This window comes from Microbacterium sp. CH12i (assembly GCF_000685355.1).
Taxonomy (GTDB): Bacteria; Actinomycetota; Actinomycetes; order Actinomycetales; family Microbacteriaceae; genus Microbacterium.
In genome coordinates, this window is record NZ_JHET01000010.1 from 281,831 (window position 1) to 304,210 (window position 22,380).

Annotated in this window: 20 protein-coding genes and 3 pseudogenes; 10 read left to right on the forward strand and 13 right to left on the reverse strand. The window is 64.1% G+C overall.

All coding sequences use genetic code 11. From position 1 onward, the window contains the following. Window positions 1–7 precede the first annotated feature (7 nt). Together DC31_RS13460 and DC31_RS13465 are read right to left on the reverse strand one after the other, a co-directional pair. On the reverse strand, window positions 8–1,129 hold the full coding sequence (locus DC31_RS13460; protein ID WP_036280848.1) for a 5-methyltetrahydropteroyltriglutamate--homocysteine S-methyltransferase: 1,122 nt from the start codon (window positions 1,127–1,129) through the stop codon (window positions 8–10). Window positions 1,130–1,246: 117 nt separating this feature from the next. After that, entirely contained in the window at window positions 1,247–2,605 is a 1,359-nt protein-coding gene (locus DC31_RS13465; protein ID WP_036281249.1) for an aminomethyltransferase family protein, read from the reverse strand. Between the two features lie 102 nt (window positions 2,606–2,707). On the opposite strand from DC31_RS13465, the gene DC31_RS13470 reads away from it, so the two are divergent. Continuing rightward, a complete protein-coding gene (locus DC31_RS13470) occupies window positions 2,708–3,688 on the forward strand; it encodes a LysR family transcriptional regulator (protein ID WP_081813864.1) in 981 nt (326 codons plus the stop codon). A 37-nt stretch (window positions 3,689–3,725) separates the two neighbouring features. On the opposite strand, the gene DC31_RS13475 is transcribed toward DC31_RS13470, so the two are convergent. The 5 genes from DC31_RS13475 to DC31_RS13495 are packed head-to-tail and all read right to left on the reverse strand — an operon-like array spanning window position 3,726 to window position 8,563. Next, on the reverse strand, window positions 3,726–4,505 hold the full coding sequence (locus DC31_RS13475) for an alpha/beta fold hydrolase (protein WP_081813865.1): 780 nt from the start codon (window positions 4,503–4,505) through the stop codon (window positions 3,726–3,728). A gap of 16 nt (window positions 4,506–4,521) precedes the next feature. Beyond that, complete coding sequence (locus DC31_RS13480; protein WP_036280850.1) at window positions 4,522–5,820, reverse strand: protocatechuate 4,5-dioxygenase subunit alpha/beta; 1,299 nt, start codon at window positions 5,818–5,820, stop codon at window positions 4,522–4,524. 1 nt (window position 5,821) lies between these two features. Continuing rightward, entirely contained in the window at window positions 5,822–6,760 is a 939-nt protein-coding gene (locus DC31_RS13485; RefSeq protein WP_327036876.1) for an amidohydrolase family protein, read from the reverse strand. Between the two features lie 46 nt (window positions 6,761–6,806). Next, the gene (gene ligK / locus DC31_RS13490; RefSeq protein WP_036280852.1) at window positions 6,807–7,499 is read right to left on the reverse strand and encodes a 4-carboxy-4-hydroxy-2-oxoadipate aldolase/oxaloacetate decarboxylase; all 693 of its coding nucleotides are present in this window, start codon (window positions 7,497–7,499) and stop codon (window positions 6,807–6,809) included. 32 nt (window positions 7,500–7,531) lie between these two features. Then, window positions 7,532–8,563, reverse strand: coding sequence for an amidohydrolase family protein (locus DC31_RS13495; RefSeq protein ID WP_036280854.1), 1,032 nt, complete (start codon window positions 8,561–8,563; stop codon window positions 7,532–7,534). A gap of 104 nt (window positions 8,564–8,667) precedes the next feature. On the opposite strand from DC31_RS13495, the gene DC31_RS13500 reads away from it, so the two are divergent. Next, window positions 8,668–9,579: a LysR family transcriptional regulator gene (locus DC31_RS13500; RefSeq protein ID WP_036280856.1), complete on the forward strand. Its 912-nt coding sequence runs from the start codon at window positions 8,668–8,670 to the stop codon at window positions 9,577–9,579. On the opposite strand, the gene DC31_RS13505 is transcribed toward DC31_RS13500, so the two are convergent. Then, window positions 9,576–10,235, reverse strand: coding sequence for a hypothetical protein (locus DC31_RS13505; protein WP_036280858.1), 660 nt, complete (start codon window positions 10,233–10,235; stop codon window positions 9,576–9,578). The two genes, DC31_RS13500 and DC31_RS13505, sit on opposite strands and share 4 nt — an antisense overlap. 86 nt (window positions 10,236–10,321) lie before the next feature. Here DC31_RS13505 and DC31_RS13510 point away from each other — a divergent pair, with 86 nt between their 5' ends. The 4 genes and pseudogenes from DC31_RS13510 to DC31_RS18500 all read left to right on the forward strand — a co-directional run bounded on the left by DC31_RS13510 (window position 10,322) and on the right by DC31_RS18500 (window position 13,788). Next, window positions 10,322–11,485 carry an acyl-CoA dehydrogenase family protein gene (locus DC31_RS13510; protein ID WP_036280860.1) on the forward strand — a complete coding sequence of 388 codons (1,164 nt, stop codon included), beginning with the start codon at window positions 10,322–10,324 and terminating at the stop codon, window positions 11,483–11,485. Window positions 11,486–11,526: 41 nt separating this feature from the next. After that, window positions 11,527–12,276 carry an IclR family transcriptional regulator gene (locus DC31_RS13515; protein WP_036280862.1) on the forward strand — a complete coding sequence of 250 codons (750 nt, stop codon included), beginning with the start codon at window positions 11,527–11,529 and terminating at the stop codon, window positions 12,274–12,276. Window positions 12,277–12,373: 97 nt separating this feature from the next. Next, a pseudogene (locus tag DC31_RS13520) lies at window positions 12,374–13,566 on the forward strand (4-hydroxybenzoate 3-monooxygenase). A gap of 63 nt (window positions 13,567–13,629) precedes the next feature. Beyond that, window positions 13,630–13,788, forward strand: coding sequence for a hypothetical protein (locus tag DC31_RS18500; RefSeq protein ID WP_160173244.1), 159 nt, complete (start codon window positions 13,630–13,632; stop codon window positions 13,786–13,788). Window positions 13,789–13,859: 71 nt separating this feature from the next. Here DC31_RS18500 and DC31_RS13525 read toward each other — a convergent pair. From DC31_RS13525 to DC31_RS13535, 3 genes and pseudogenes are all read right to left on the reverse strand, one after another. Then, window positions 13,860–14,360 (reverse strand): annotated as a pseudogene (locus DC31_RS13525) (DNA starvation/stationary phase protection protein); the annotation flags it as partial. Window positions 14,361–14,586: 226 nt separating this feature from the next. Continuing rightward, entirely contained in the window at window positions 14,587–15,324 is a 738-nt protein-coding gene (locus DC31_RS13530; RefSeq protein ID WP_051606976.1) for a tryptophan-rich sensory protein, read from the reverse strand. A gap of 31 nt (window positions 15,325–15,355) precedes the next feature. Next, window positions 15,356–16,642 (reverse strand): serine hydrolase domain-containing protein, encoded by a 1,287-nt coding sequence (locus tag DC31_RS13535; protein ID WP_036280864.1) that lies wholly within the window; start codon window positions 16,640–16,642, stop codon window positions 15,356–15,358. A 99-nt stretch (window positions 16,643–16,741) separates the two neighbouring features. Between DC31_RS13535 and DC31_RS13540 the strand changes: the two genes are divergently transcribed. Together DC31_RS13540 and DC31_RS13545 are read left to right on the forward strand one after the other, a co-directional pair. Beyond that, the gene (locus DC31_RS13540) at window positions 16,742–17,053 is read left to right on the forward strand and encodes a DUF2470 domain-containing protein (RefSeq protein ID WP_036281257.1); all 312 of its coding nucleotides are present in this window, start codon (window positions 16,742–16,744) and stop codon (window positions 17,051–17,053) included. 65 nt (window positions 17,054–17,118) lie between these two features. Further along, complete coding sequence (locus DC31_RS13545; RefSeq protein WP_036280866.1) at window positions 17,119–17,766, forward strand: biliverdin-producing heme oxygenase; 648 nt, start codon at window positions 17,119–17,121, stop codon at window positions 17,764–17,766. A gap of 17 nt (window positions 17,767–17,783) precedes the next feature. Here the strand turns inward: DC31_RS13545 and DC31_RS13550 are convergent, their stop codons facing one another. Next, window positions 17,784–19,178, reverse strand: coding sequence for an AAA family ATPase (locus DC31_RS13550; protein ID WP_036281259.1), 1,395 nt, complete (start codon window positions 19,176–19,178; stop codon window positions 17,784–17,786). A 72-nt stretch (window positions 19,179–19,250) separates the two neighbouring features. Between DC31_RS13550 and DC31_RS19685 the strand changes: the two genes are divergently transcribed. Together DC31_RS19685 and DC31_RS13555 are read left to right on the forward strand one after the other, a co-directional pair. Beyond that, window positions 19,251–19,505 (forward strand): hypothetical protein, encoded by a 255-nt coding sequence (locus DC31_RS19685; protein ID WP_235201517.1) that lies wholly within the window; start codon window positions 19,251–19,253, stop codon window positions 19,503–19,505. Further along, the gene (locus DC31_RS13555; RefSeq protein ID WP_235201518.1) at window positions 19,502–20,317 is read left to right on the forward strand and encodes a hypothetical protein; all 816 of its coding nucleotides are present in this window, start codon (window positions 19,502–19,504) and stop codon (window positions 20,315–20,317) included. The genes DC31_RS19685 and DC31_RS13555 overlap by 4 nt, the downstream gene beginning before the upstream one ends. 83 nt (window positions 20,318–20,400) lie before the next feature. Here DC31_RS13555 and DC31_RS13560 read toward each other — a convergent pair. Then, window positions 20,401–22,366 (reverse strand): annotated as a pseudogene (locus DC31_RS13560) (cytochrome c oxidase assembly protein). Between the last annotated feature and the right edge of the window lie 14 nt (window positions 22,367–22,380).

Here is a 22,380-nt window from a genome sequence, read left to right on the forward strand (position 1 = left end):
GGTCGAGCTACCGCCACACGTCGGCGGCGATCTCGACCACCGAACGCACCTTCGCCCACTGCTCGTCTTCGGTGAGAGTGTTGCCTTCTTCCGTCGACGCGAATCCGCATTGCGGACTCAGCGCGAGCTGTTCGAGCGGTGCGAAACGGGTTGCTTCGTCGATGCGCCGTTTCACGACATCAGGATCTTCCAACTCACCGGTCTTGCTGGTGATGAGCCCGAGCACGACTCGTTTGTCGCCGGCGGGAAGGAACCGCAGCGGTTCGAAGCCCCCGGCGCGCTCGGTGTCGTACTCGAGGAAGTAACCGTCGTAGTTCGTCGCGCCGAGCAGCTGCTCTGCGACGGGCTCATAGCCTCCCGATGAAATCCAGGTGGAGCGGAAATTTCCCCGACACACGTGAGTCGTAACGACGAGGTCGTCGGGTTTGCCTTCGAGGATGCGGTTGAGCAGGCGCGCGTAGCGCTCCGCGATGCCGTCCGTCGGAACGCCACGTTCACGGGCCTTGTCGACTTCGATCTCGCTACACAGGTACGCCCAGGCCGTGTCGTCGAACTGCACGTACCGCGCGCCGACGTCGTACAGGCCCTGAAGCGCATCCCGATAGGTCGTGACCAAATCGTCTTCGATCGCCTCATGGCCGCCGGGGTAAACGTCACTGTCGATGTGCGCCCGCTCGACGCGGAAGTCGAGCACGGTGGGCGCCGGGATCGTGAACTTCGGCGTGACACCGGCCCGTTCAGCCTCCACGCGAAGGTGTGCGAACTGATCGAGGAATGGGTGCGCCCGGGGGAAGCGGATGGGACTTGAGATATGGATGCCTCGAGGCTTGGTCTGCACCGCCTGGAACTGGATGCCGTGATCGACTTCGACGATGTCGACGCCGTCGAGCAATCCGAAGAAGTCGAAGTGCCACCACGAGCGACGCAGCTCGCCGTCGCTCGCGACCTTCAGACCGACATTCGCTTGCTTCGCGACCAGGTCCGCGATCGCACCATCCTCCGTCTCGCGAAGCGATGCGGCCGAGAGGTTGCCTGCTGCGTAGCGGATCCGCGCCTCGGCGACAGCGCTCGGGCGGAGGAAGCTTCCGACGATGTCGGCGCGGAAGGGAAGGGAGGCGTCAGTGCTCATCTGGCTGATATTACCTACCGTGTTCCCCAAATCCAGATTTCGGTTACGCCGTGCAACACTCCTTCGTCCCGAGATGCGGATGGGGCGGATGCCGGAGCATCCGCCCGATCGCGACTGTCAGTTCTTGCGGTAGTTCTCTCGGGCGAAGGAAGAATACGGAGCGGGATACACCGTCGCACGGATGTCGATCTGACGGTGCGGCTCGACCGCAGGTTTCGTCGAGTTCGGCTCCTCACCCCAGACCACCACCACCTCGGTCCCTGGCTCGGCATGGGCGGCGTCGAGGCTCGCGAGCGAGGCGAAGACCTGCTCCCCCGTGATGTAGCCCGCGTCATGGGAGATGCCGACGGCAACGCCATCCGCAAGCACCCGGTCAACCTGGTACACGCCGTAACGGGCCTTCGGGAACTCGATGTACTTCGCCGGGGTTCCCGGTTCGTACAGCGACCGCTGCGCAGCAGCGAGGTCTTCCGGATTCCACACCAGCGTGACCTTCGTCCGTTGAACCGCGGCCGCGTGCTTCTCGAGCGCTTCGCGTCCGATGAAGTCGTGATCGAAGGCGACGCTGCGGCCGTAGCCGAGGTCGTAAGGCGTGAGGTAGTAGTCCTCGATGTCGTCGGACGTGAAGCTTCCCGCCAGCGAGCCGATGCGGTTCGCCGGAAGCCATTGCAGGTATTCAGCGGTGCCTTCGCCGGTGAATATCGCGGGAAGCGGGGATGGCACCCACGCCGATTCGAGGTTGGCCGAGGAGTACGCCTTCGCGCCGACCAGCACGAGGTCGAACTCGGCTCCCGCAGCGATGATCGCGTCGCGGATCTGCTCGCCCTGCTCCCACGGCCCGAACAGTTCGAAGCCCGGCTGTCCCGCCATTCCATGCCGCAGCGAACGCACTTCGAGTGCGTCGATCGTGAACGTCGCCATGTGGAAGAACTTGGTCTGCGGTACCGGTGCGCCGGTCAGCTTCTCCATCAGCGCGAGCGCGTTCGGTCCCTGCAGCTCGTAGCGGTACAGCTTCGGCGCAACACCAGGCTCGCGCATCAGGGAGTTCGCGTCGCGTTCAAAGGTGACGTCGTAGTCGCCGGACTCGCCGATGTACTGGACCCAGTCGAGCACCATGAACCAGCCGACCAGGTCGAACACGTCCTCCTCGAGGTGGAAGAGGATCGCGTCGCCGATCAGATATCCATCGTGGTTCACTGCGACGAACTGCTTGGCCTTGTCGACAGCGAAGTTCCCAAAGCTGTTCACGCCGGTGTCGCTCAGCAGGCGCAACGCATCCGGGCCGGAGATGAACAGGTCGGTCATGTGGTGCGACTGATCGAGCAGCGCAACACTCTTTCGCCATGACAGCTGTTCGGAACGCCAGTTCGTGAACTCCGGCGTGACGGGGAAGATGGTCGGCCGCGATTGTGCATTGCGCAGCAACTCAACGGCGCTGCCGGTGCGGGCGATCGCTTCCGCGGCGGTTTCGGGCATGAGAACTCCTTCGTTCGACGACCGGATGCGCAGGCATCCATCGTTCATGCTAGTAACCATGAGTTCTTTCAGGTGGGAATCTGGATAAGCTCTGCTTATGACATGCGAAGCAGTTCTAAGCCACCGCGCCGGGCTGAGCAGCGCATGGATCTGAACCTGGTCAGGGTGTTCGTAGCAGTGCACGAAACACGGAGTCTGACGACGGCAGCGTCTCGACTGTTCGTGACGCAGCCGGCGGTCAGTCAGGCGCTCGGCAGGCTGCGGCGCGAGCTCGACGATCCCCTCTTCGAGCGCGAGGGGCGCGTCATGCGTCCGACTCCGCTCGCCGACAGCCTGTTCGCGGATTTCCGCGAAGCGATCGCGAGCATCGATCGAGCGATCGACGCCGTGCACAATTTCGATCCGTCGCAGTCCCGTCGCCTGGTGCGCATCGCGCTGTCGGAACTCGGCGAGATCGGTTGGCTGCCGGCGATCCTTGCAGCTCTTCGTTCGCGGGCACCACACATGCGACTCGAAGTGGTTCCCCTCGATGTCGACCTCCTCCCCGAGTGGCTCTCCCGCGGAACGGTCGACCTCGCCGTGACGACGACCCACATACCCGGGGTGTTCCAGAGACGCGTGCTGAAGTCGCAGGCGTATGCGGTCGCGATGTCCGCCTCGAATCCCCTCGCGCAGGGCCCGCTCGATCTCGATGCGTACGTCTCGGCGCCGCACGTCACGGTCGGCGGCGACTCCGGCGCACCGGTGCTCGCGATGGCCCAGCGCCGCGCTGGAATCTCGATCGAACCCGCTGTGGCGCTCCGCCACGTCGCAACGCTGCCACCAGTGCTTGCCGCCAGCAACGAGCTCATCGCGAGCGTGCCAGACACGATCGCCGAGGGATGGGCGACCACTTGGCCCCTCGTCGTCCGCCCGCTCCCGTTCGATATGCCTCGCGTCGACATCGCCCTCTATCGACGCTCGACGACACAGCACACCGCCGCGCTCGATTGGCTCTACACAACAGTAGCCCGGGCGATCGAAGGCTCATCCGGGCAGTTCTTCGTCATCCACGGAGACGCCGACGCCCGGTCCACGTCTTGATGACGGGTGCCAGTCAGGATGACGGCGCCCGAGCGGGTCAGTTCTGGATGCTGTCGGTGAAGGTCAGCAGCTGTCGGACGAGCTGCTCAGGTTCGGTGACCATGGGGAAGTGTCCGGTGGCGATCTCTGTCACTTGCCAACCAGGCGACTCTCGCACGCGTTTGCGGATCGGGTTGATCGTCGGGTAGGCCGGCTCGTTGCAGTCCACGAACAGTCGCGGTAGCGGTTGCAGCAGCGCCTCGTCGTAGTGGAGGGGCTCGCGGTACATGCCGAAGGGGTGCGGAACATGCCTGCGGCGCAGCCATTCGATGTCGGCGTCGTTGAGGGCGAAACCCTCTGCAGGGTCCGGCGGCGGTAACGCGTTGCCATGCAGGGCTGCAGCCGCGATGCGTGCTGCGGCGACCTCGGGTGAGTGTGCGACACCCCACCCTTCGCCGGAAAGGGGCGCCATCGCATCGACATAGGCGAGCCCGCGCAACGGAGACACGGGACGCGATTGGAGCGCGGCCGCGGCGCCGGTAATCACCATTCCACCGTAGCTGTGGCCGACGAGGACCACGTCGTGGAGTTCCTCGGCATCGATCAGGGCGAGGACGTCGTCGATGTGACTCTGCAGGGTGATGTCAGGTCGGCGCAGGTGCGCCCGCTCGCCGTCGCCGGTGAGTGTGACCGCATGCACTTCGTAGCCCGCGTCGCGCAGTGGCGAGAGTATGCGACGCCAGACCCAGGCACCACCCCAGGCGCCGTGCACCAGGACAAGGGTAGGTTCCGTTGCGGGTTTCATGGCGGATGCCGGATCTGCGGTTTCGGTAACCATCGTGGGTGCCTGCTTCTTAGCGTGTCGGGTTGCTGATGACGAGGTGGCCGACGGCGGTGTTGGATGCCGGCACGTGATAGAACCGGTGATCCAACTCGGGTGCCTCTCCGCCGAACTGGTCATCCATCGCACCACGAGCGATCAGCCAGTCCACCAGCTCGATCCCCTCGGAGCCCGCCTCATCGACGTACTCCATGTGCGACCACTCCGTCAGACCCTTCGGGTCAGCGATCAGGTGATCAAGGAACGCGTTGTCCCACTCCTCGTTGATGAGACCCGCCCGCGGTCCCTGCAGCTGGTGGCTCATGCCACCGGTGCCCCAGATCTGCACGTTCAGCTCCGGGCCGTCCCACTTGTCGAGGGCCCGACGGATTGCCTTGCCCAGCTCGTAGCAACGGCGTCCGGAGGGGACCGGGTACTGCACCACGTTCACTGGCAGCGGGATGACCTTGCACGGCCACTCCTCCACGTCACCGAAGATCAGCGACAGCGGCACTGTCAACCCATGGTCAACGACCATCTCGTTGACGAGGGTGAGGTCGAAATCATCCTGGATCACCGACTGGGCGATATGGGCGGCAAGCTCCGGGTACCCCTTCACATCCGGCACCGGACGAGGACCATAACCCTCATCGGCGACCGGGTAATGCTCACCCGTACCCAGCACGAACGTCGGGATGATGTTCGCATCAAACGCCGTCGCGTGGTCGTTGTAGACAAGGATCACAACATCGGGAGTGTTCTCCTTGACCCACTTGCGGGTCCACTCGTAACCGTCGAACACCTTCTTCCAATACGGCTCCTCCGTCTTACCAAGATCCATCGCCGCACCAATCGCCGGCACATGCGAGGTGAACACCGCCGACGTGAACCGCGCCGGAGCATCCGGACGCATCACCTCAGACTTCTCCGTCGACGGAGGCGTCCACCCATCCAAATCCTTGAGACGATTACCCTCAGGGCGGCGTCCGCCACCGACCATCATGTCGCGGTACGCCGCCTCACTCATCCCGGTCATGGAACCGGCCATCTGCTGGAAGCTCAGCCCGTGCGTGGCGCCGATCTTGGCCAGGAAGTAGATGTTGCCACCCTCGTCGATCATGGTGTTCATGTCCATGTCGAGCACGGCCTGATGCTGCACCGGATTGAGCGGCCACTCGGCGAGGTACGCTGCCTGATCGGCGAGGAAGCGCTCACGGTTCTCTGGCTTCATCAGCGACATCGCGAACTGGTTCAAATGAAAACCCTTACGGGCCTGCTCGGCATCGTAAATGGTGGTGCCGGGAACGTTCTTGTACGGCTTGTCGAGTGACATGTCATGCTCCTTCGGTCGTGAGAGATTCGGCCCAGTAGAGGCGATGAGGGTTGTCCACGAGCAGCTTCTGCTGCAGAGCGGGCGTCGTCGCGATCTGGGGGATGTAGTCGACCAGCAGCCCATCGTCGGGCATGTGGTCTTTCAAGTTGGGGTGGGGCCAGTCTGTTCCCCACAGCACGCGGTCGGGGAACTCTTCGACCACACGTCGGGCGAACGGCACAACGTCCTTATAAAAGCCGGGGTCGGTGTTCGCGTGCTGTTCGCTGTCTCCGATTTCTTCAGGCAGGGCGCGCGGACCGGTAACGCTGAGGCGCTCGGGGCACGAGACCTTGGTCCACACGTTGGGATTCTCGCGCATGAACCGCAAGAACAGTTCGAACTCCGGGCCATCCGGGTCCTTGGTCACGTCAGGTCGACCCATGTGGTCAACGACGATGTCGGTCGGGATGCTGGAGAAGAAGTCGTAGAGCTCGGGAAGGTCGTCGGCCTCGAAGTAAATGACCACGTGCCATCCGAGAGGTGCGATCTTCGCGACGATCTCTTCCAGCGAGTCGGTCGGTACCCGGTCGACAAGACGCTTGACGAAGTTGAAGCGCACACCGCGGACGCCGGCTTCATGCAGCTGGGCGAGCTGCATGTCGGTGATGTCACGGCGCACTGTCGCGACACCGCGTGCGCGACCTTCGCTGCGCTGTAGCGCGTCGACGAGGGCGCTGTTGTCGGCGCCGTGGCAGGTGGCCTGCACGATGATGTTGCGGTCGAAGCCGAGGTGGTCGCGCAGCGCGAAGAGCTGCTCGGCCGAGGCGTCGCACGGCGTGTACTTGCGCTCAGGAGCGTAGGGGAACTGCGCGCCAGGGCCGAAAACGTGGCAATGCGCGTCGACGGCGCCTCTGGGAGCTGGAACGTCGGCGTGGTGGGACCGTCGTACCAGTCCAGCCAACCTTCTGATTTGGTGAAGTCGCCGGTGGTGTCGCCGTGCGCCATGCTCAGTCCTCCACATATTCGAGGCCAGCGGCGGCCAGAGGCTCACGCATGCCGTAGAGGTCGAGTCCGAGCACACCCTCGCGGAACTTGTCTCGCTTTGACGCTTCGTTGTCCTCGCGCTTCTGGCTGGCATCCGCCACCGCACCGACGAGCTCACGCGGCACGACGACAACGCCATCAACATCGGCGACAACCACGTCGCCAGGATTAACCAGCGCGTTCGCCGCAACGACCGGTACGTTCACCGAGCCGAGCGTGGCCTTGACCGTGCCCTTGGAGTTGATGGCGCGGGAGAAGACCGGGAAGCCCATCTTCTCGAGGTCTTCGACATCGCGCACGCCGCCGTCGATGACGAGACCCTTGCAGCCGCGAGCGGTGAGCGAGGTGGCGAGCAGGTCGCCGAAGAAACCGTCTTCGCTCTCGGTGGTGCAGCCAGCGACGATGACATCGCCCTCTTGCACCTGCTCCGCTGCGACGTGGAACATCCAGTTGTCGCCGGGCTGCAGCAGCACGGTGACCGCGGGCCCGCAGAGCTTCGCACCGTTGTAAACCGGGCGGATGTAGGGACGCATGAGGCCGACGCGACCCATCGCCTCGTGGATCGTGGCCACGCCGAACTGCGAGAGGCGAGCGACGTCATCCGGATCGGGGCGTTCGATGTTCGTACGGACGATGCCGAGGTTGTTCAATCTCATTCTTTGTTCCTTCAGGTTTCAGGGCCGCGAGATCAAAGTCCGCGAGCGGCGAGCGCGCGGTCAAGGCGCGGATAGACACGGCGGGCGTTGCCTTCGAAGACCTGCGCGCGTTGGGCGTCGTCGAGGTTCGGAGTGGCATCGACGTACTTCTTGGTGTCGTCGAAGTAGTGGCCGGTGCGCGGGTCGATATCGCGCACGGCGCCGATCATCTCGCTGGCGAACAGGATGTTGTCGGTGGGGACGACCTCGGTCAGCAGGTTGATTCCGGGCTGGTGGTACACGCAGGTATCGAAGAAGACGTTGTTCAGCAGGTGCTCTTCGATCTCAGGCTTGCCGAGCGCCATGGCGAGACCGCGGAAGCGTCCCCAGTGGTACGGCACCGCGCCGCCACCGTGCGGGATGACGAGCTTGAGATCGGGGAAGTCCTGGAACAGGTCACCCTTGAGCAGCTGCATGAAAGCCGTCGTGTCGGCGTTCAGGTAGTGGTCGCCTGTGGTGTGCGAGGTGCCGGGGTTGCAGGTCGTGCTGACGTGCACCATCGCGGGGATCTCGTACTCGACGAGCTTTTCGTAGATCGGGTACCAGGAGCGGTCGGTCAGTGCCGGCGCTGACCACTTGCCGCCGGACGGGTCGGGGTTGATGTTGACGGTGACCGCACCGAGCTCTTCGACGACGCGGGTCAGCTCGGCGACGGTGGTCGCCTGGTCGACACCGGGTGACTGCGGCAGCATCGCACCCATCAGGAAGCGGTCGGGGTAGAGCTCGCTGACACGGGCGACAAGGTCGTTGCAGATCCGTGCCCAGGTCTCGCTGACGGCGAAGTCGCCAATGTGGTGAGCCATGAACGAGGCGCGCGGGCTGAAGACCGTGACGTCGCTGCCGCGCTCGTTCATGAGTTTGAGCTGGTTGGCTTCGATCGTCTCGCGGATGTCGTCATCGCTGATGTGCAAAGCCGCGGGATCTGGGGCCTCGCCGTCGCCCTTGGTGAAGGCGATCTGCAGGTCGCGCCAAGCGCCCAGCTGTGCGGGAGCGGTGGTGTAGTGGCCGTGAATGTCGATGATCAACGCGTGTCGTCCTTGTCACTCGAATGCTTGATCATGACTCTAAGTCGACCAAAGTATATAGTCCAATAGATGTTGGAAGCGTTGTTCATAGAGAGGATCAATAGATGGCTCTGGCTGATTTGAACCAGCTACGCACCTTCGTTGTGCTCTACGAACTGCGCAGCGTAACGGCCGCAGCCGAACGATTGCACGTCACGCAACCGACCGTCAGTTATACGCTGCGACGCCTGCGCGAGAAGTTCGGCGACGACCTATTCCGCAGAGAAGGGCACGACATGGTGCCGACGGCGAAGGCCACGGCGCTTTTCGCCCCACTCCACGAAGCACTCGCGCAGATCGATGCGACGGTGAGTGACCCGGACGCCTTCGAACCGGCGGGTTTCAGCGGTGAACTCGCTCTCGGGCTCACCTCAATCGGCGAGCAGACGTTCTTGCCGCCAATCATGGCGGCCCTTGCCCGCGCGGCATCCAGCCCCCACCTGCAGGTGGCGCGACTGGACTCGGATCAGGTGGAAGACGGGCTCATCCGCGGAACCATCGACCTGGCGATGACAGTGTCGATGATCGGCAGCCCACGGCTGTGGCGCACGCACGTGCGCGCCGTGGAGTATGTCGCACTCTCATCCGGCCGGCATCCGCTGCGCGGTGGGGAACCCGACATGTTCGCCGGCCGCCGCTTCGTGCGAGTCTCGGCCCGCGGCGGACACGTTTTTCCGTTGCAGGCGCTGACTGAGCACGGCCTGATGTCGCAGGTGGCGCTGACCGTCGAAGAATACGCGACGGTGCCCGCGGTGCTCGAGGCGACAGACCTCGTGGTCCTGCTTCCCCGACACGTGGCCGAGGTGTTCAGCGGCTGGTTCCCTGGGTTGCAGATTGCCGAGCTTCCCTGGCCGGGTCAGAGCACGCCGGTGTCGCTGTACACGCGGCGCGAAGCCAGCCTGTCACCGGCGCAGAAATGGTTCCGTTCGGTAGTGCGGGATGCCGTGACCACAGACGAGTACCGGCGCTCCAGCTAGCGCTGCTTCTTATTCCAGCTCGCCTTCGCCGGGGCGAAGGGGCTGCGCACGTGGATTGACCAGTTCGAGTGCGGGTGGATCGACAGAATTGCGCGCTCATACCAGGCACGCGCCGCGTCAGACAGCTCTGGCAGCACGGCATCCTTGTCCGTGTCGTCCTCTGGCCGAGGCCGCAGCGCCTTCCACACCAACTGCACCTCAGGCGCACCGGTCGGGATGCCGTCGGCGTCGATGACCGCGCGGTCCCACGGCACTTGCAGACGCGGGTCGCGCTTGTAGACCCAGACCCGATCGTTGCCGTCCTCGACATTGATCTGCAGGACCCAAGCATCCTTCGCAGCATCGCGGATCAGCACGGGCTGCAGGTCGGCGTCAGTCGGAGCATCCTCGAAGGGGATCACCGTATCGCCGTCATCCTCCGCGGGCACCCACGCGCTGAACCCGGCAGGCAAATTATCCACTAACGCTGCCAAGTCTCGGGCCAACACACTCACGTCGATGTTCGGGCGCGGGCGGATCGCCCGACCGAGCCAACGATCGAGCGCGACTCCGCCGGAAAGCCACCAGCGGACGGATGTCCGAGCAAGCAGCCCGGCGACACCCTCGGCGTCGAGCGGCGCCCAGGGTGTCGCGGCAGTGCGTGCAGAAGAGACCATGTCTTGAGGCTACTCGTGCTAACCATGGCAACACCTTTACGCGATAGTTGTTGATTTCAATCATTGAAGTTTCGTATAATCTGCGTATGGCCACCGTCGCTCTTCCTCGCCCGATCTTTGATGACTCACACGATGAGTTCCGAAACGTCGTCAAACGATTCGTCGAACGAGAAGTCACCCCGCACCGTGAAAGCTGGATCGAGGCCGGCCGAGTTGATCGCAGCCTGTTCCAGAAGGCCGCCGAAACCGGACTACTGGGGATCAACGCCCCCGAGGAATTCGGCGGCGGTGGCATGGCCGACTTCCGCTATAACGCAATCATCATCGAAGAGTTTGCCCGCGCGGGAGCAACCGACGTCTCGATGTCGATCAGCGGCGAGAACGACCTCGTTGCGCCGTATCTGTCGACCTTTGGCACCCCACAGCAGAACGAACGCTGGTTGGCGCCGATGCTCGCGGGTGAGAAGATCGGCGCGATCGCGATGACCGAACCGGGCACCGGCTCGGACCTGGCCGCGATCAAGACGTCCGCAATCCTCGATGGCGACGAATTCGTCCTCAACGGTGCCAAGACATTTATCTCCAGTGGGCTGCTCGCAGACTTCTTCATCGTCGCAGTGCGCACCGACCCCGATGCGGGACGCAAGGGAATCAGCCTGCTCATCGTGGATGCCAAAGCCGCCGGGTTCACCCGCTCCGGTCCGCTGAAGAAGATCGGCTTGCCCGCACAGGACACCGCCGAGCTGTCGTTCGCAGACGTGCGCGTGCCCCGTGCGAATGTTCTCGGCGGCGAGGGCGCAGGCATGAAGAACATGCGCCAGAACCTTGCGATCGAACGCCTCAGCATCGCCATCACATCCATGGCGCGCATGCGCGCGACGTTCGAGCAGGCGCTTTCCTACGCCACCGAACGCCGAGCCTTCGGCGAGCGCATCGCAGATTTCCAAGCCAACCGCTTCTACCTCGCAGAGCTCGCAACCGAGATCGAGATTACCCAGACCTTCGTCGACCGATGCATCATGGACGCGTCAGAGCACAAGATGGATGAAGTCACCGGTGCGATGGTCAAATGGTGGACGACCGAACTTCATCAGCGCGTCATCCAGCGTGCCCTGCAGCTGCACGGGGGCTACGGATTCATGCGCGAGTATCCGGTCGCTAACGACTACATGGACTCCCGCGTAGCCACGATCTTCGGCGGCACGACCGAGATCATGAAAGAGATCATCGGTCGGCGCCTCACCCGCTGACCGTCGACTCGATGGCAGGCTGCGCGTGAGAAAGTAGCCACATGGCGAACTCCCCGTCCGGCGACTCGATGACCGATCGCATCGTGCGCGTACTCGAGTCATTCAGCGATGATCGGACGACGCAGACCGCAACTGACATCGCCCGGCGCGCCGGATTACCGGCATCCACCGCGCACCGAATCGTGAACGATCTGATCGCCGCCGGGCTTCTCGAGCGCGATGAGGAGAATCGCGTGCACCTCGGCATGCGCCTGTGGGAACTCGCCCTGCGCGGATCCAGCGCGCTTCGCCTGCGCCAAGCCGCGCTGCCCCACATGGAACAGGTGCAGATGCTGATCCGCGAGCACACTCAGCTCGCGGTGCTCGAGCATGACGAGGCTCTCTTTCTTGAGCGCCTCTCTCATCCGGATGCCGGTGCCAACATCACCCGCGTCGCGGGTCGCCTGCCCGTGCATGCCTCATCTTCGGGACTGGTGTTACTCGCATACGCTCATCCCGACGTGCGCGAGCGCGTGCTCTCGACGCCCCTGCGCGCGGTATCCAAAGAGACAGTCACCGATCCATCCGCTCTCCGCACGCTCCTGACGTCGATACGCCGGCGCGGTTTCGTCGTCGCACCGGGATCTATCGAAGCAGTCTCCACGGGGGTCGCGGTTCCCGTGCGCGACCGCGGCGAAGTCGTCGCCGCTCTGTCGGTCGTGCTTCCCCGCGAGACCGCTACGGAACCGGCGATCGACGCCCTGACAACGGCCGCCCGCCGCATCGAGAAGAGCTTGCACGATAGCCGTTGAGTCTCATTCAACGGGAGTTTGGGAAGTCCTCCCGTCGTGCGGCCCACACTGGTCATTGCACGCAGGTGGCGAACAGCCCGCCGTCAAAGGAGACACCATGAACGCCGCAACCCCGCACACATTCCGCACCCAGGTCGCAATCGTCGGGGCTGGCCCGGCTGGCCTGATCCTTTCCCACCTGCTCGCCGACGCCGGTATCGAGTCCATCGTGATCGATCAGCGCTCACGCGAAGAGATCGAGTCGACCATCCGCGCTGGCATCCTCGAGCAGGGCACCGTTGACCTCCTCACCGCCATCGACCCGAACACGCGCGTGCACACCGTCGGCCATCGCCACGACGGCATCGAGCTGAGGTTCCAGGGCGAAGGACACCGCATTGACTTTCCTGGACTCGTCGGGCGCAGCGTCTGGCTCTACCCGCAGCATGAGGTCCTCAAAGACATGCTCGCGCTGCGCCTCGGCGCAGGTCAGGATCTGCGCTTCGGCGTCACGGCAACACATGTCGAGGGCGTCGATACCGACCGCCCTCGGGTGACCGCCACCACCGCTGACGGCGAGGTGCTCGAGATCGATGCCGACTTCGTCGTCGGCGCCGACGGACGTCCCGCTCCGGTGGTCCGACCGGCGGTAACCGGTGACTCGAGAAGCGGCTACTTCCGTGAGTACCCGTTCGCCTGGTTCGGCATCCTGTGCGAAGCCCCGGCGAGCGCCGACGAGCTGATCTACAGCAACTCACCCAACGGTTTCGCGCTCGTCAGTCAGCGCAGCCCCGAGGTTCAGCGCATGTACTTCCAGTGTGATCCGACCGCGACCCGAATGCGATGAACGAAGCTGAGATCTGGGAGACCCTGCAGTCACGTGTGCCCGGAACGACGCTCAAAGAGGGCACGATCTTCCAGCGCGATGTGCTGCGCTTCCGCAGCTTCGTCGCCAGTGAACTTCGTCACGGCCGCGCCGCCCTGGTCGGGGATGCCGCGCACACCGTGCCTCCGACGGGAGCGAAGGGCATGAACCTCGCCATCGCCGATGTCGTGCTCCTCGCCCGCGCGCTGAACGCGCTCCTGGGCGAGAACGATGCCCGCCTTATCGACGGCTACGCCGATCTCGCCTCACAGCGTATTTGGAAGGCACAGAACTTCTCCTGGTGGATGACGAGCATGCTGCACCTGCAGCCCGAACACAACGAATTCGACCGCCAGCGCCAACTCGGCGAACTGCGCTCGGTCGTCGACTCCGAAGCAGGCCGCACATACCTGGCCGAGGCGTACACCGGTTGGCCGATCGACTAGCACTCTCGGGAATCGGCATCAACGGTCTACCCAGAACGGGCGACTTCACGCCATGATCAACTCATGGCTACCAACAACGCATGGACAGAACCGGTCAGCAACGACACGAAGGCGATCTGCGAACGCCTCGATGCGATCCACTCGCTCCTCGAGCGCATTGCCGAGAACAGCGGGTCCCAGGGCATCGGATGGACGGGCGAGGACTCCGCCCCGAGCCTCTGAGACAGAGCGCACCCCCACACAGTGATGGCGCATGATCGGTGAAACCCGGTCCATGCGCCACCGTTGTGGAGTTATGCCTTCGCGGCGGGCTTTCGGTTTTCGGCGCTGACCATCCACGCGTACTGCTCAAGCTTTTCCAGCACCCCATGCAGGATGTCGGCGGTCGTGGCGTCGGCCTCATCGACGTCGTCATGCACCTCGCGAACGGTGTGAACGACCGACTCCAGCCGAACGGTGATCAGATCGACCGTCTCTGAGGTATCGATCTCGCCCTGCGGATACTCGGGCAACGTGGTGGTGGCAGCGACTGTATCGCTTCGGCCGTCCGGCACAGCGTGCAAGGCGCGCATGCGCTCGGCAACGACGTCGCTGAACTCCCGGGCTGCGTCGATGATCTCGTCCAGCTGACGATGAGTGTCGCGGAAGTTTCGTCCGACGACGTTCCAGTGCGCCTGCTTTCCCTGCATGGACAACTCCAGCAGGTCAACGAGGACAGCTTGCATATGTGCGCTGAGTTCCTTCGAGGCGACGAAACCCTTCTCGGCGTTCTGGCGTCGAGTGGTTTTGTCCCCCGCGCCCCCTCGAGCACTGCGATTTCTCTTTGTGGATGCGTTTGCGTTGCCATGATTAACCTCCTGCCAGGAACGCTAACAGGCTCTGCCAGATACGTCACGGGGGTTGACAGCGGACGCGACCGAGTTCAATGAGTGTGAGCGGCCTCGACGGAACCGGCACCGTCGCGCTCGGCGCGAGCGCTAGTGCGCGTTCGGAACCGCCACGCCGTGGTTGCCAACACGATCACTGCGAGCACGATCGCGGTCGACGCCACGACGGGTGCCGCAGGTTGCTCGGACCAGCGTCCGACTGCGATCCACACCAGACCCCAGCTGGTCGCCAGCCCGGGTGCCCAGCGGCCAGTGCGCCACGCAGTGAACACCGCGACAAGACCGGCTCCGATGAGGGTGAGGGTTCCAGGGATCCCAGCGCCTGGGTCCACGCGCTCACCCCGATGTCGGCAAGCCACGCCGCGAGATTCGCGGCCGCAGCCACCGTCACCCATCCGAGGTAGAGGCCGAGCGTCCCGTCGACCAGCACGATTTCTGCAATCGTCCCGCGGCGCGGACGCCGGCACGCGCGCACGAACACCACCAGCAGCACCCCGAGCAGGATGACGATGATCACGAAGGATTCGGCGATGCGCCAGGCCTGAACACATGCGATCCACACGGCGTTCAGAAGAGCGGATGCCGCTATGCCGTAGCCCACGGTGCGATGCAGCGGCTTCGCCGCCTGTGCGGGCACCAACTGCCAGAGGGCGTAGAGAAAGAGCCCGAGGTAGATCACCGACCAGATCGAAAAGGCGATCCCCGCCGGAGACAGCACCGTCGCATCTGCCGCAAAGGCACCGCCCGCGGCATCCTTAATCGACGTGCCGCCGAGCAGTCCAGAGCCGAACAGGGCCGCCACTACTGCGCCAACGACCGTCAGCGCGACGACGACGCGTCGAACGCGGTCAGACTTCTCCGTCTGGGACATGCCCCCAGAGTAGAGGACTGTACCGCCGCGCCTACTCTGCTGGGGGCGGCGTGGCGCAGATAGCGAGGTCAGTGATCGACTGGTGGTACTGCTCGGCCGTGAACGGCAGTCCGAACTCTGGCGCCGTCTGCCCGCTCGCGGCCGGAGCCTTCGACGCGATCGCCGCGAGTTCCCACGCCAGGTAGGCGGCGGGAGAGCTGCCGGCCGTCGCGTTATTCAGCACGACCGCCACAGTGAATCCTGTCGCGGGGTCTGAGTAAGCCGCGGTTGCGTAGCCAGGAGTCCAACCGAACTGTCCGACCATGGAACCGACGAGGTAAGCGCCACCCGTTGCCTGGTACCAAGACGGTGCAGTTGGGGATGCCGGAAGCGGGTTCGCGTACTTATCGGGCCTAGCGCCATCGCCGCGCAGGGCCTGTCCCGCTGTTGCCTGCACGTAGCGACCAAGGTCGTCGATCGTGGAAACCACCCCTGAGTCAGTGAACCCGGTGCTGGAGGAGATTGTCGTGATGTCGATCGGCGCCGTGCAATCGTAACCACCCTCGATCGCCGGGAGGTAGCTTCCGGTGAGGGAGTTCTCTGCGGCGGGCGGCGCCGGGGTAACGCCGGGTAGCGACGTGCCCGCGAGCTCAAGCGGTTTCGCGACGTACTCGGCGATGAGCGATGATGCACTCCTGCCGGATGCACGCTCCAGCGCGAGTCCCAGCAGCAGATATCCGGAATCTGAATCGCGGAATGTGGTGTGCGGGGTGACGGGAGCCTGGCCGAGCCCGAAGGATGCCAGCTCCAGCGGTGCCCACACGCGTTCGGGCGTGTTAAACCACATGCCGCGAACCGCGTTTTCGGAGGATCCCACGCCGCTCGTGCCATTACAGAGGTCAAGAAGAGTGATGTCGCCCAGCTCTGCGACGCCCGAAACATACTCCGGTACTGGCGCGTCCAGCTTGACGACGCCATCATCGACGAGGCCGTAGAGAACGTCACAGGTCATCATTCTGGTGACGTCAGCGATGCGGAAAGTCATGCCGGTGGTGACGGGCGTCTGGTCCTCGACCGACTGCGTCCCGACGCCGGTCACCCACGTGCCACTCCATGGCACCCATACTCCGACGATCGCACCGCTCGCACCGGTCTCCGCGATCGCGTTGTCGACGGCGGCCTGAAGCTGTGCGGTGGTGTCATCAGGCAGCGCCTGGTCCACCTGCTCTGGCGGCGTATACGAAAAAGACTCCTCGGCCGAGCAGCCGACGAGGACAAGCGTGAGCGCGACCGCGCCTGCGGCCGCTGCACGCCAGCGGCGCGACGAAACAAGGTGCATGAAAGAGGCTCCCGGGTGATTTATCTTCCCGAGTCTAAAGCTCAGGCCGCGAAAATCGGCATCGAGGCCCCGCGCTCCCGGGAGACGTACAGTATTGGCGTGCCTCACATCTTCGAAAGCGACGTGGTCGCAGCCATCCTCCGTCACATGAACGTCGATCACGCGGACGACAACTTCCTCATCGCGCGCGCCTTCGCCACGGCATCCGATCTCAAGATCACGGATGCCGTGATGACAGATCTCGACGGTCACAGCGGTGTCTGGCAGATCACCCGTGCGGGCATCCCGGAGGAACTCCGCGTGCCGTGGCCAGGCGGCCCGATCGACGAGCGCGCTGCCGTGCGGCGAGAGATTGTCGCTCTCTACGACGTGGCCTGTGAAAAGTTGGGCATCGAGCCTCGACCGCACTGAGCTTCCCTGCCATCTGAGCCTGTCGAAGGGTTCTCATTAAGTTAGGTTGCCCTTACACTGAGCGTATGGTCGAACCTCTCTCCTTCTCCGCTGCTCTGCGCGAACGATCCTCGGGCTCGCACTCGCGCAGCGAGCACGCGGGTTTCATGGCAGATCTCCTCAAGGGTGAGGGCTCTCGCGAGGACTACGTTGCCCTCGTCGCGCAGCACTACTTCATCTACGAGGCCCTCGAGTCGGCCGCCGAGCGGATGCGCCGCGACCCCACCGCATCCGCGTTCATCAGCGACAAGCTGACCCGGCTTCCCGCTCTCGAAGCCGACCTCGAGTTTCTACTCGGGGCGAACTGGCGCAACGAGATCACTCCGCTACCGACCACACAGCGCTACGTCGAGCGGATCAACGAGGTCGGCGCCGTATGGCCTGGCGGGTTCGTCGCTCATCACTACACCCGCTACCTCGGCGATCTTTCTGGTGGCGTCTTCATCGGCCGCGTCATGCAGCGTCGCTTCGGATTCGAGACGAACGGCGTCGGCTTCTATCTGTTCGACGACATCGCCGACCCAAAGGCCTTCAAGGACGTCTACCGCGATCAGTTGGATGCCGCGCCCTGGGATGACGCAGAACGCGAGCGCGTGATCGACGAGGTGCTTCTGGCCTACCGGTTCAACACCGAACTGTTCGAAGACCTCGACCGGGCGCGCGCAGCCGCCTAACTTCCGGTCGCGGAGCGTCAGGATCCAGCGACCTCGGGTGTCGAGGCACGCTCCCATGCCTCGCGCATGAATCGACGCACGTCCTCGTCGACCCTGATGTCGCTCGGCCGCAGCGGCCTCGACAGATACAGCCCCTCGAGAGACGTCAGCCGACTCAACGCCACATATGTCTGTCCTGGAGCGAATGCCCCGCCGCCGAGATCGATGATCGCCCGGTCGTAGGTCTTCCCCTGCGACTTGTGGATCGTGACCGCCCAAGCGAGCCGCAACGGGAACTGCATGAACTCGGCGATCACGTCGCGGCTGAGTGTCTTCGAGTTCGAATCGTATGAATACCGATATCGCTCCCACACGGCTGGCTCGACATCGACGTCTTCACCGTCGATCTCGACCCGGACCGCACCGCCGAGGATGCGTTTGACAGTGCCGATCGTGCCGTTGACCCACCGTGGTGGCTCGCCCGTCATCGAGGTGTCATTGCGCAGGAACATCACCTGCGCACCGATCTTGAGCTTCAGCTCAGCATCCGCGGGGTAAGAGGAGTCGCCGCGCCCGAAGTCGCCGTTGATCTCAGCCTTCGCCGTCTGCTCTTTGCCGGAAAGTGCGGTGAGGTGGCGGCGGTTGATGTTGTTGACGATGTCGTTGCGGGTGGCGAGCGTGATCATCGGGATCTCACCCGGCTCGGGATCAGGCGGAGTTCGCGCTCCCTGCGTATTGAGCACGTGGGCGATCTCGGCGGTCACCCGGCCGTAACGGACGGCATTCAGCATCGATTTGAAACCGTCATCCGACTGGCGATGGATCTGCACGAGCTCGCGCACGTGCAGCTCTGCGCCGTGTCTGCCGAGATCCATGAGGCCGTCGGACTCTCCCATCGTCGCTCCGGCCCACACCTTCGCATCGAAGAACCAGAACGAACGGTAGTGATCGCGGACGTAGTGGAGTTCATCACCGCGCGGCGGAACCGGCGCCAGTTGGTAGGGATCGCCGAACATCACGACCTGCACCCCACCGAACGGCTCAGCCCGCCTGCCACGCGCCTGCCGCAGAGAGCGGTCGATACCGTCCATGAGGTCGGCGTTGACCATCGAGATCTCATCGATCACAAGCGTGTCGATGGCGTTCAGGATGCGACGGGTCGCATCGTTCTGCTCGATCTCACTCTCAGCGATCAGACCGATCGGCAACCGGAAGAGCGAGTGGATCGTCTGGCCCTCGACGTTCAGTGCCGCAACACCCGTCGGCGCGCAGATCGCGATCTGCTTCTCGGTGTGCCAGGCGAAGTACTGCAGCAGCGTCGACTTGCCGGTACCCGCGCGGCCCGTGATGAAGACGTGCTCTCTGGTGTCCTCGATGAGGCGATACAGCTCCTGCTGCTCGGCGGAGAGGTCGGGAAGAGACACGACTCTCATGGTACGTGCCCGTTCGCCGTCATCGTCCGCAACGCTCGGCACTGTCTCAGGCCGTCCTCCTAGACTGGCGCCATGATTCAGGCTGAGACGACGGCGCCTCGGCGTCGCCGTCTCTGGGTGGATCTCACAACTCTCGCTGTGATCGGCGTCCTCCTTCTTGCCGCGCTCGGTGCAGCAGGTGCAGTTCTCTACAAAGAGTTCTACGGTCCCTCATCGTTCGTCACCCGGTACCTCGACCTGCTCGCCACCGGACACGCCGCCGATGCGCTGCGCGTTCCAGGTGTCTCGGTTGATCGGGCCACCCTCAAAGCGCCGGCATCGAGGTGACGGCATCCGAAGCGCTGCTGCGCCAAGCCGCACTTGCACCGCTCACCGACATCGAGGTGGTCTCCGAGACCACCGACGATGACGGCGTCACGTCCGTCAAGGTCTCTTACCAGGCGGGTTCTCACTCCGGCTCCACCACATTCACGGTGGCCCAAGACGGTTGGACCGGAGTCACCCCGAACTGGAAATTCACCCGCACCCCTCTCGCGGTGGTATCTCTCACGGTCTTGGGGGCAGACCAATTCAGTGTGAACGGTTTTGAGGTTGACCGACGCCAGGTGTCCTCGGCAGGCGCAGAAGCCGCGCCACTCGATCCGCTGCCCCTGCTCGTGTTTACGCCCGGCGTGTACTCGGTCACCGTCGACACCCCGATCTCATCTTCACCAGGTGTGAGCGTCCTCGCCGACTCACCGCTGACCCAGACGCCGGTCAGCCTGCAAACGGTGCCAACCAAAGAATTCGTCGAGGTCGTGCAGACCAGGGTCGAGGAGTTCCTCACCCAGTGCACGACGCAACAGGTGTTGCAACCGACGTCCTGCCCGTTTGGCTTGGAGGTGCGCAACCGCATCGACAGCCTGCCGGAGTGGTCGATCTCTGCTCAGCCCGCCGTCACCGTCGAGCCTGACGGTGCGCAGTGGATAATTCCCCCGGCTGATGCCGTCGCGCATATCGAGGTCGACATCCGCTCGCTCTTCGACGGGGAGATTCAGCACGTCTCGGAAGATGTCCCGTTCCGCGTCAGTGGCACGATCGCGATTCTGCCGGACGGTTCCGCATCGATCAGGGTGGGCTCAGCGGCCGACCCTGGCTGATTCGGGAGGCGGCCGACGAAGGATGCCCCGCGCTGCATCCATTCCGGGATACCCCGCGCTGCGGCTATTGCGGGCGCTCCCTGTCAGCGCGCCGCGCGCTCAGCCTGAAGACGATCCCGCTCGGCAAGGGCAGCGAGCTGAGCGTTGTATTCCTCGAGCTCGGCTTCTCCGGTGCGATCGGCGTTGCGGTCGGTGCGACGCTGCACCTTCGTGTCGTCACGGCTCCACTGGATTGCCACGGTGATCGCCAGGATGAGGGTCGGAATCTCACCGATCGACCAGGCGATGCCGCCGCCGGTGTACTGATCCTCCATCGGCGTCGGGCCCCAGGTGCGTCCCATCGACCCGAACCATTCGGCGACCATGAGACCTTCCTGCATCATGATCGCGATGCCGAAGAACGCATGCATAGCCATCACCGCGATCAGGGTGATGAGTCGACCCGCGTACGGCAGCCGGTACGGAATCGGATCAACACCGATGAGAGTCATCACAAACAGGTAGCCCGAGATGAGGAAGTGGATGATCATCCACTCATGGCCCAGATGCTCGTACATCGCCCAGCGCACGATGTCGGTGAAGTAGAAGATCCACAGCGAGCCGATGAAGATGCCAGCCGCGACGAACGGGTGAGTGACGATACGTGAGAACGGCGAGTGCACCGCCCACATGATCCATTCGCGACCGCCGCGGGTGCCGTCATCCCGTTTATCGATCGCACGCAGGGCCAGGGTGATCGGCGCTCCAGAGACGAGCAGCATCGGAATCGCCATCGCCAGCATCATGTGCCCGAGCATGTGCACGCTGAAGAGGTACTCCTGGTAGAGGTTCAGCGGCCCGCAGGTGACCCATACGAGCATCAAGAGTCCGAGGACCCAGAACACTGTCCGGTGGATCGGCCAGCGGTCGCCACGGCGATGCAGACGCCAGACCCCCGCGAGGTAGAAGAACACGCCCAGGGCGCCGGCCATTGCCCAGAGAATGTCGACGTCCCAGCCGGTGAACCACTTGTCGATCGTGAACTCCGGCGGCAGCGGGGAGTCGGTGAGGATCTGAGCCGGCGTCTGCTGCACCGCGGCGGTCTCACCAGTGGGCGGAGGCGTGCGCGCGAGTGCGGCGGCAGCGCCGGATGCGAGCCCCATGAGGGCGACTTCGCAGAGCACCAGCATCCAGAACCAGCGTGCGGGTCGCTCACCGTCAAGTTTCGGAATCAGCCGCGTGCGATACCAGGCGCCGAGACCGCCCATCGCCGAGAGCAGCACGGCCTTGGCGATGATGATGAGCCGTACGGGGTCCACAGGCCGTCCCAGCCGCCGAGCCCGACGGTCGAGCGCATCACGCCCGACACCGCGACGACGAAGAAGGACACGATCGCGAGGCTCGAGTAGCGACGCACGAGATCGGTGGGGGTGATGCCTTCTCTGCCGCGCAGCACGACCAGTAGGATCAGGCCGCCAAGCCACACCGCGGCCCCCACCGTGTGCAGCAGGATCGAGTTCACCGCGATGATGTGGCCCGCGAGATCACCGGAGTGCCCCTGCGAGGCCATTGGCAACAGGGATGCCACGGCAATGACAGCCGTGATGAGAGTGGGCGTCCAGCTGCGCCAGGCGAAGGCGAGGATCGTGATGATCGCGCCCATGATCGTCGTAATCAGCCAGGCCTGGCCGAGCGGGATCGCCAGCAGAAAACGGCCGAGGTCCTGCCCGAACTGCTGGTCAAGGCTGAACGTCGTGCCGCCGAATGCGTTGAGGAAGGTGAGGAAACCGGTCGCACCGGATGACACGGTGAACACCGCCGCGCCGATGGATGCCGTGTCCAGAGCGATATCGAACGATTTGTCGCCGGCGCGGAGCGCGAACAGCGCGAGAACGATCGAGCCGATCATGGCCGCGGCGCTGATGTTGTTTATCGTCCGGGCGATCGGAAGCCCCCAGCGCACAAGGCTCCGGGGTCTTGCAGCAGCTGCTCTGCAGCCCCGCCGCCGAACAGCAGCGCCGTAATCAGGGCGACTGCCGCAGTAACCGCAAGAATCGTGAGCCCGGCCAGGCGGTACGCGGGAG

Bases quoted from the DNA above. Each gene is read 5' to 3' on its own strand.
- DC31_RS13465 (WP_036281249.1), bottom strand. From the start codon at position 2,605: ATGCCCGAAACCGCCGCGGAAGCGATCGCCCGCACCGGCAGCGCCGTT.
- DC31_RS18500 (WP_160173244.1), top strand. From the start codon at position 13,630: ATGGCTACCAACAACGCATGGACAGAACCGGTCAGCAACGACACGAAG.
- DC31_RS13480 (WP_036280850.1), bottom strand. From the start codon at position 5,820: ATGTCACTCGACAAGCCGTACAAGAACGTTCCCGGCACCACCATTTAC.
- DC31_RS13460 (WP_036280848.1), bottom strand. From the start codon at position 1,129: ATGAGCACTGACGCCTCCCTTCCCTTCCGCGCCGACATCGTCGGAAGC.
- DC31_RS13545 (WP_036280866.1), top strand. From the start codon at position 17,119: ATGGTCGAACCTCTCTCCTTCTCCGCTGCTCTGCGCGAACGATCCTCG.
- DC31_RS13550 (WP_036281259.1), bottom strand. From the start codon at position 19,178: ATGAGAGTCGTGTCTCTTCCCGACCTCTCCGCCGAGCAGCAGGAGCTG.
- DC31_RS13500 (WP_036280856.1), top strand. From the start codon at position 8,668: ATGGCTCTGGCTGATTTGAACCAGCTACGCACCTTCGTTGTGCTCTAC.
- DC31_RS19685 (WP_235201517.1), top strand. From the start codon at position 19,251: ATGATTCAGGCTGAGACGACGGCGCCTCGGCGTCGCCGTCTCTGGGTG.
- DC31_RS13505 (WP_036280858.1), bottom strand. From the start codon at position 10,235: ATGGTCTCTTCTGCACGCACTGCCGCGACACCCTGGGCGCCGCTCGAC.
- DC31_RS13535 (WP_036280864.1), bottom strand. From the start codon at position 16,642: ATGCACCTTGTTTCGTCGCGCCGCTGGCGTGCAGCGGCCGCAGGCGCG.
- DC31_RS13470 (WP_081813864.1), top strand. From the start codon at position 2,708: ATGCGAAGCAGTTCTAAGCCACCGCGCCGGGCTGAGCAGCGCATGGAT.
- DC31_RS13510 (WP_036280860.1), top strand. From the start codon at position 10,322: ATGGCCACCGTCGCTCTTCCTCGCCCGATCTTTGATGACTCACACGAT.
- DC31_RS13475 (WP_081813865.1), bottom strand. From the start codon at position 4,505: ATGGTTACCGAAACCGCAGATCCGGCATCCGCCATGAAACCCGCAACG.
- ligK (WP_036280852.1), bottom strand. From the start codon at position 7,499: ATGAGATTGAACAACCTCGGCATCGTCCGTACGAACATCGAACGCCCC.
- DC31_RS13530 (WP_051606976.1), bottom strand. From the start codon at position 15,324: ATGTCCCAGACGGAGAAGTCTGACCGCGTTCGACGCGTCGTCGTCGCG.
- DC31_RS13515 (WP_036280862.1), top strand. From the start codon at position 11,527: ATGGCGAACTCCCCGTCCGGCGACTCGATGACCGATCGCATCGTGCGC.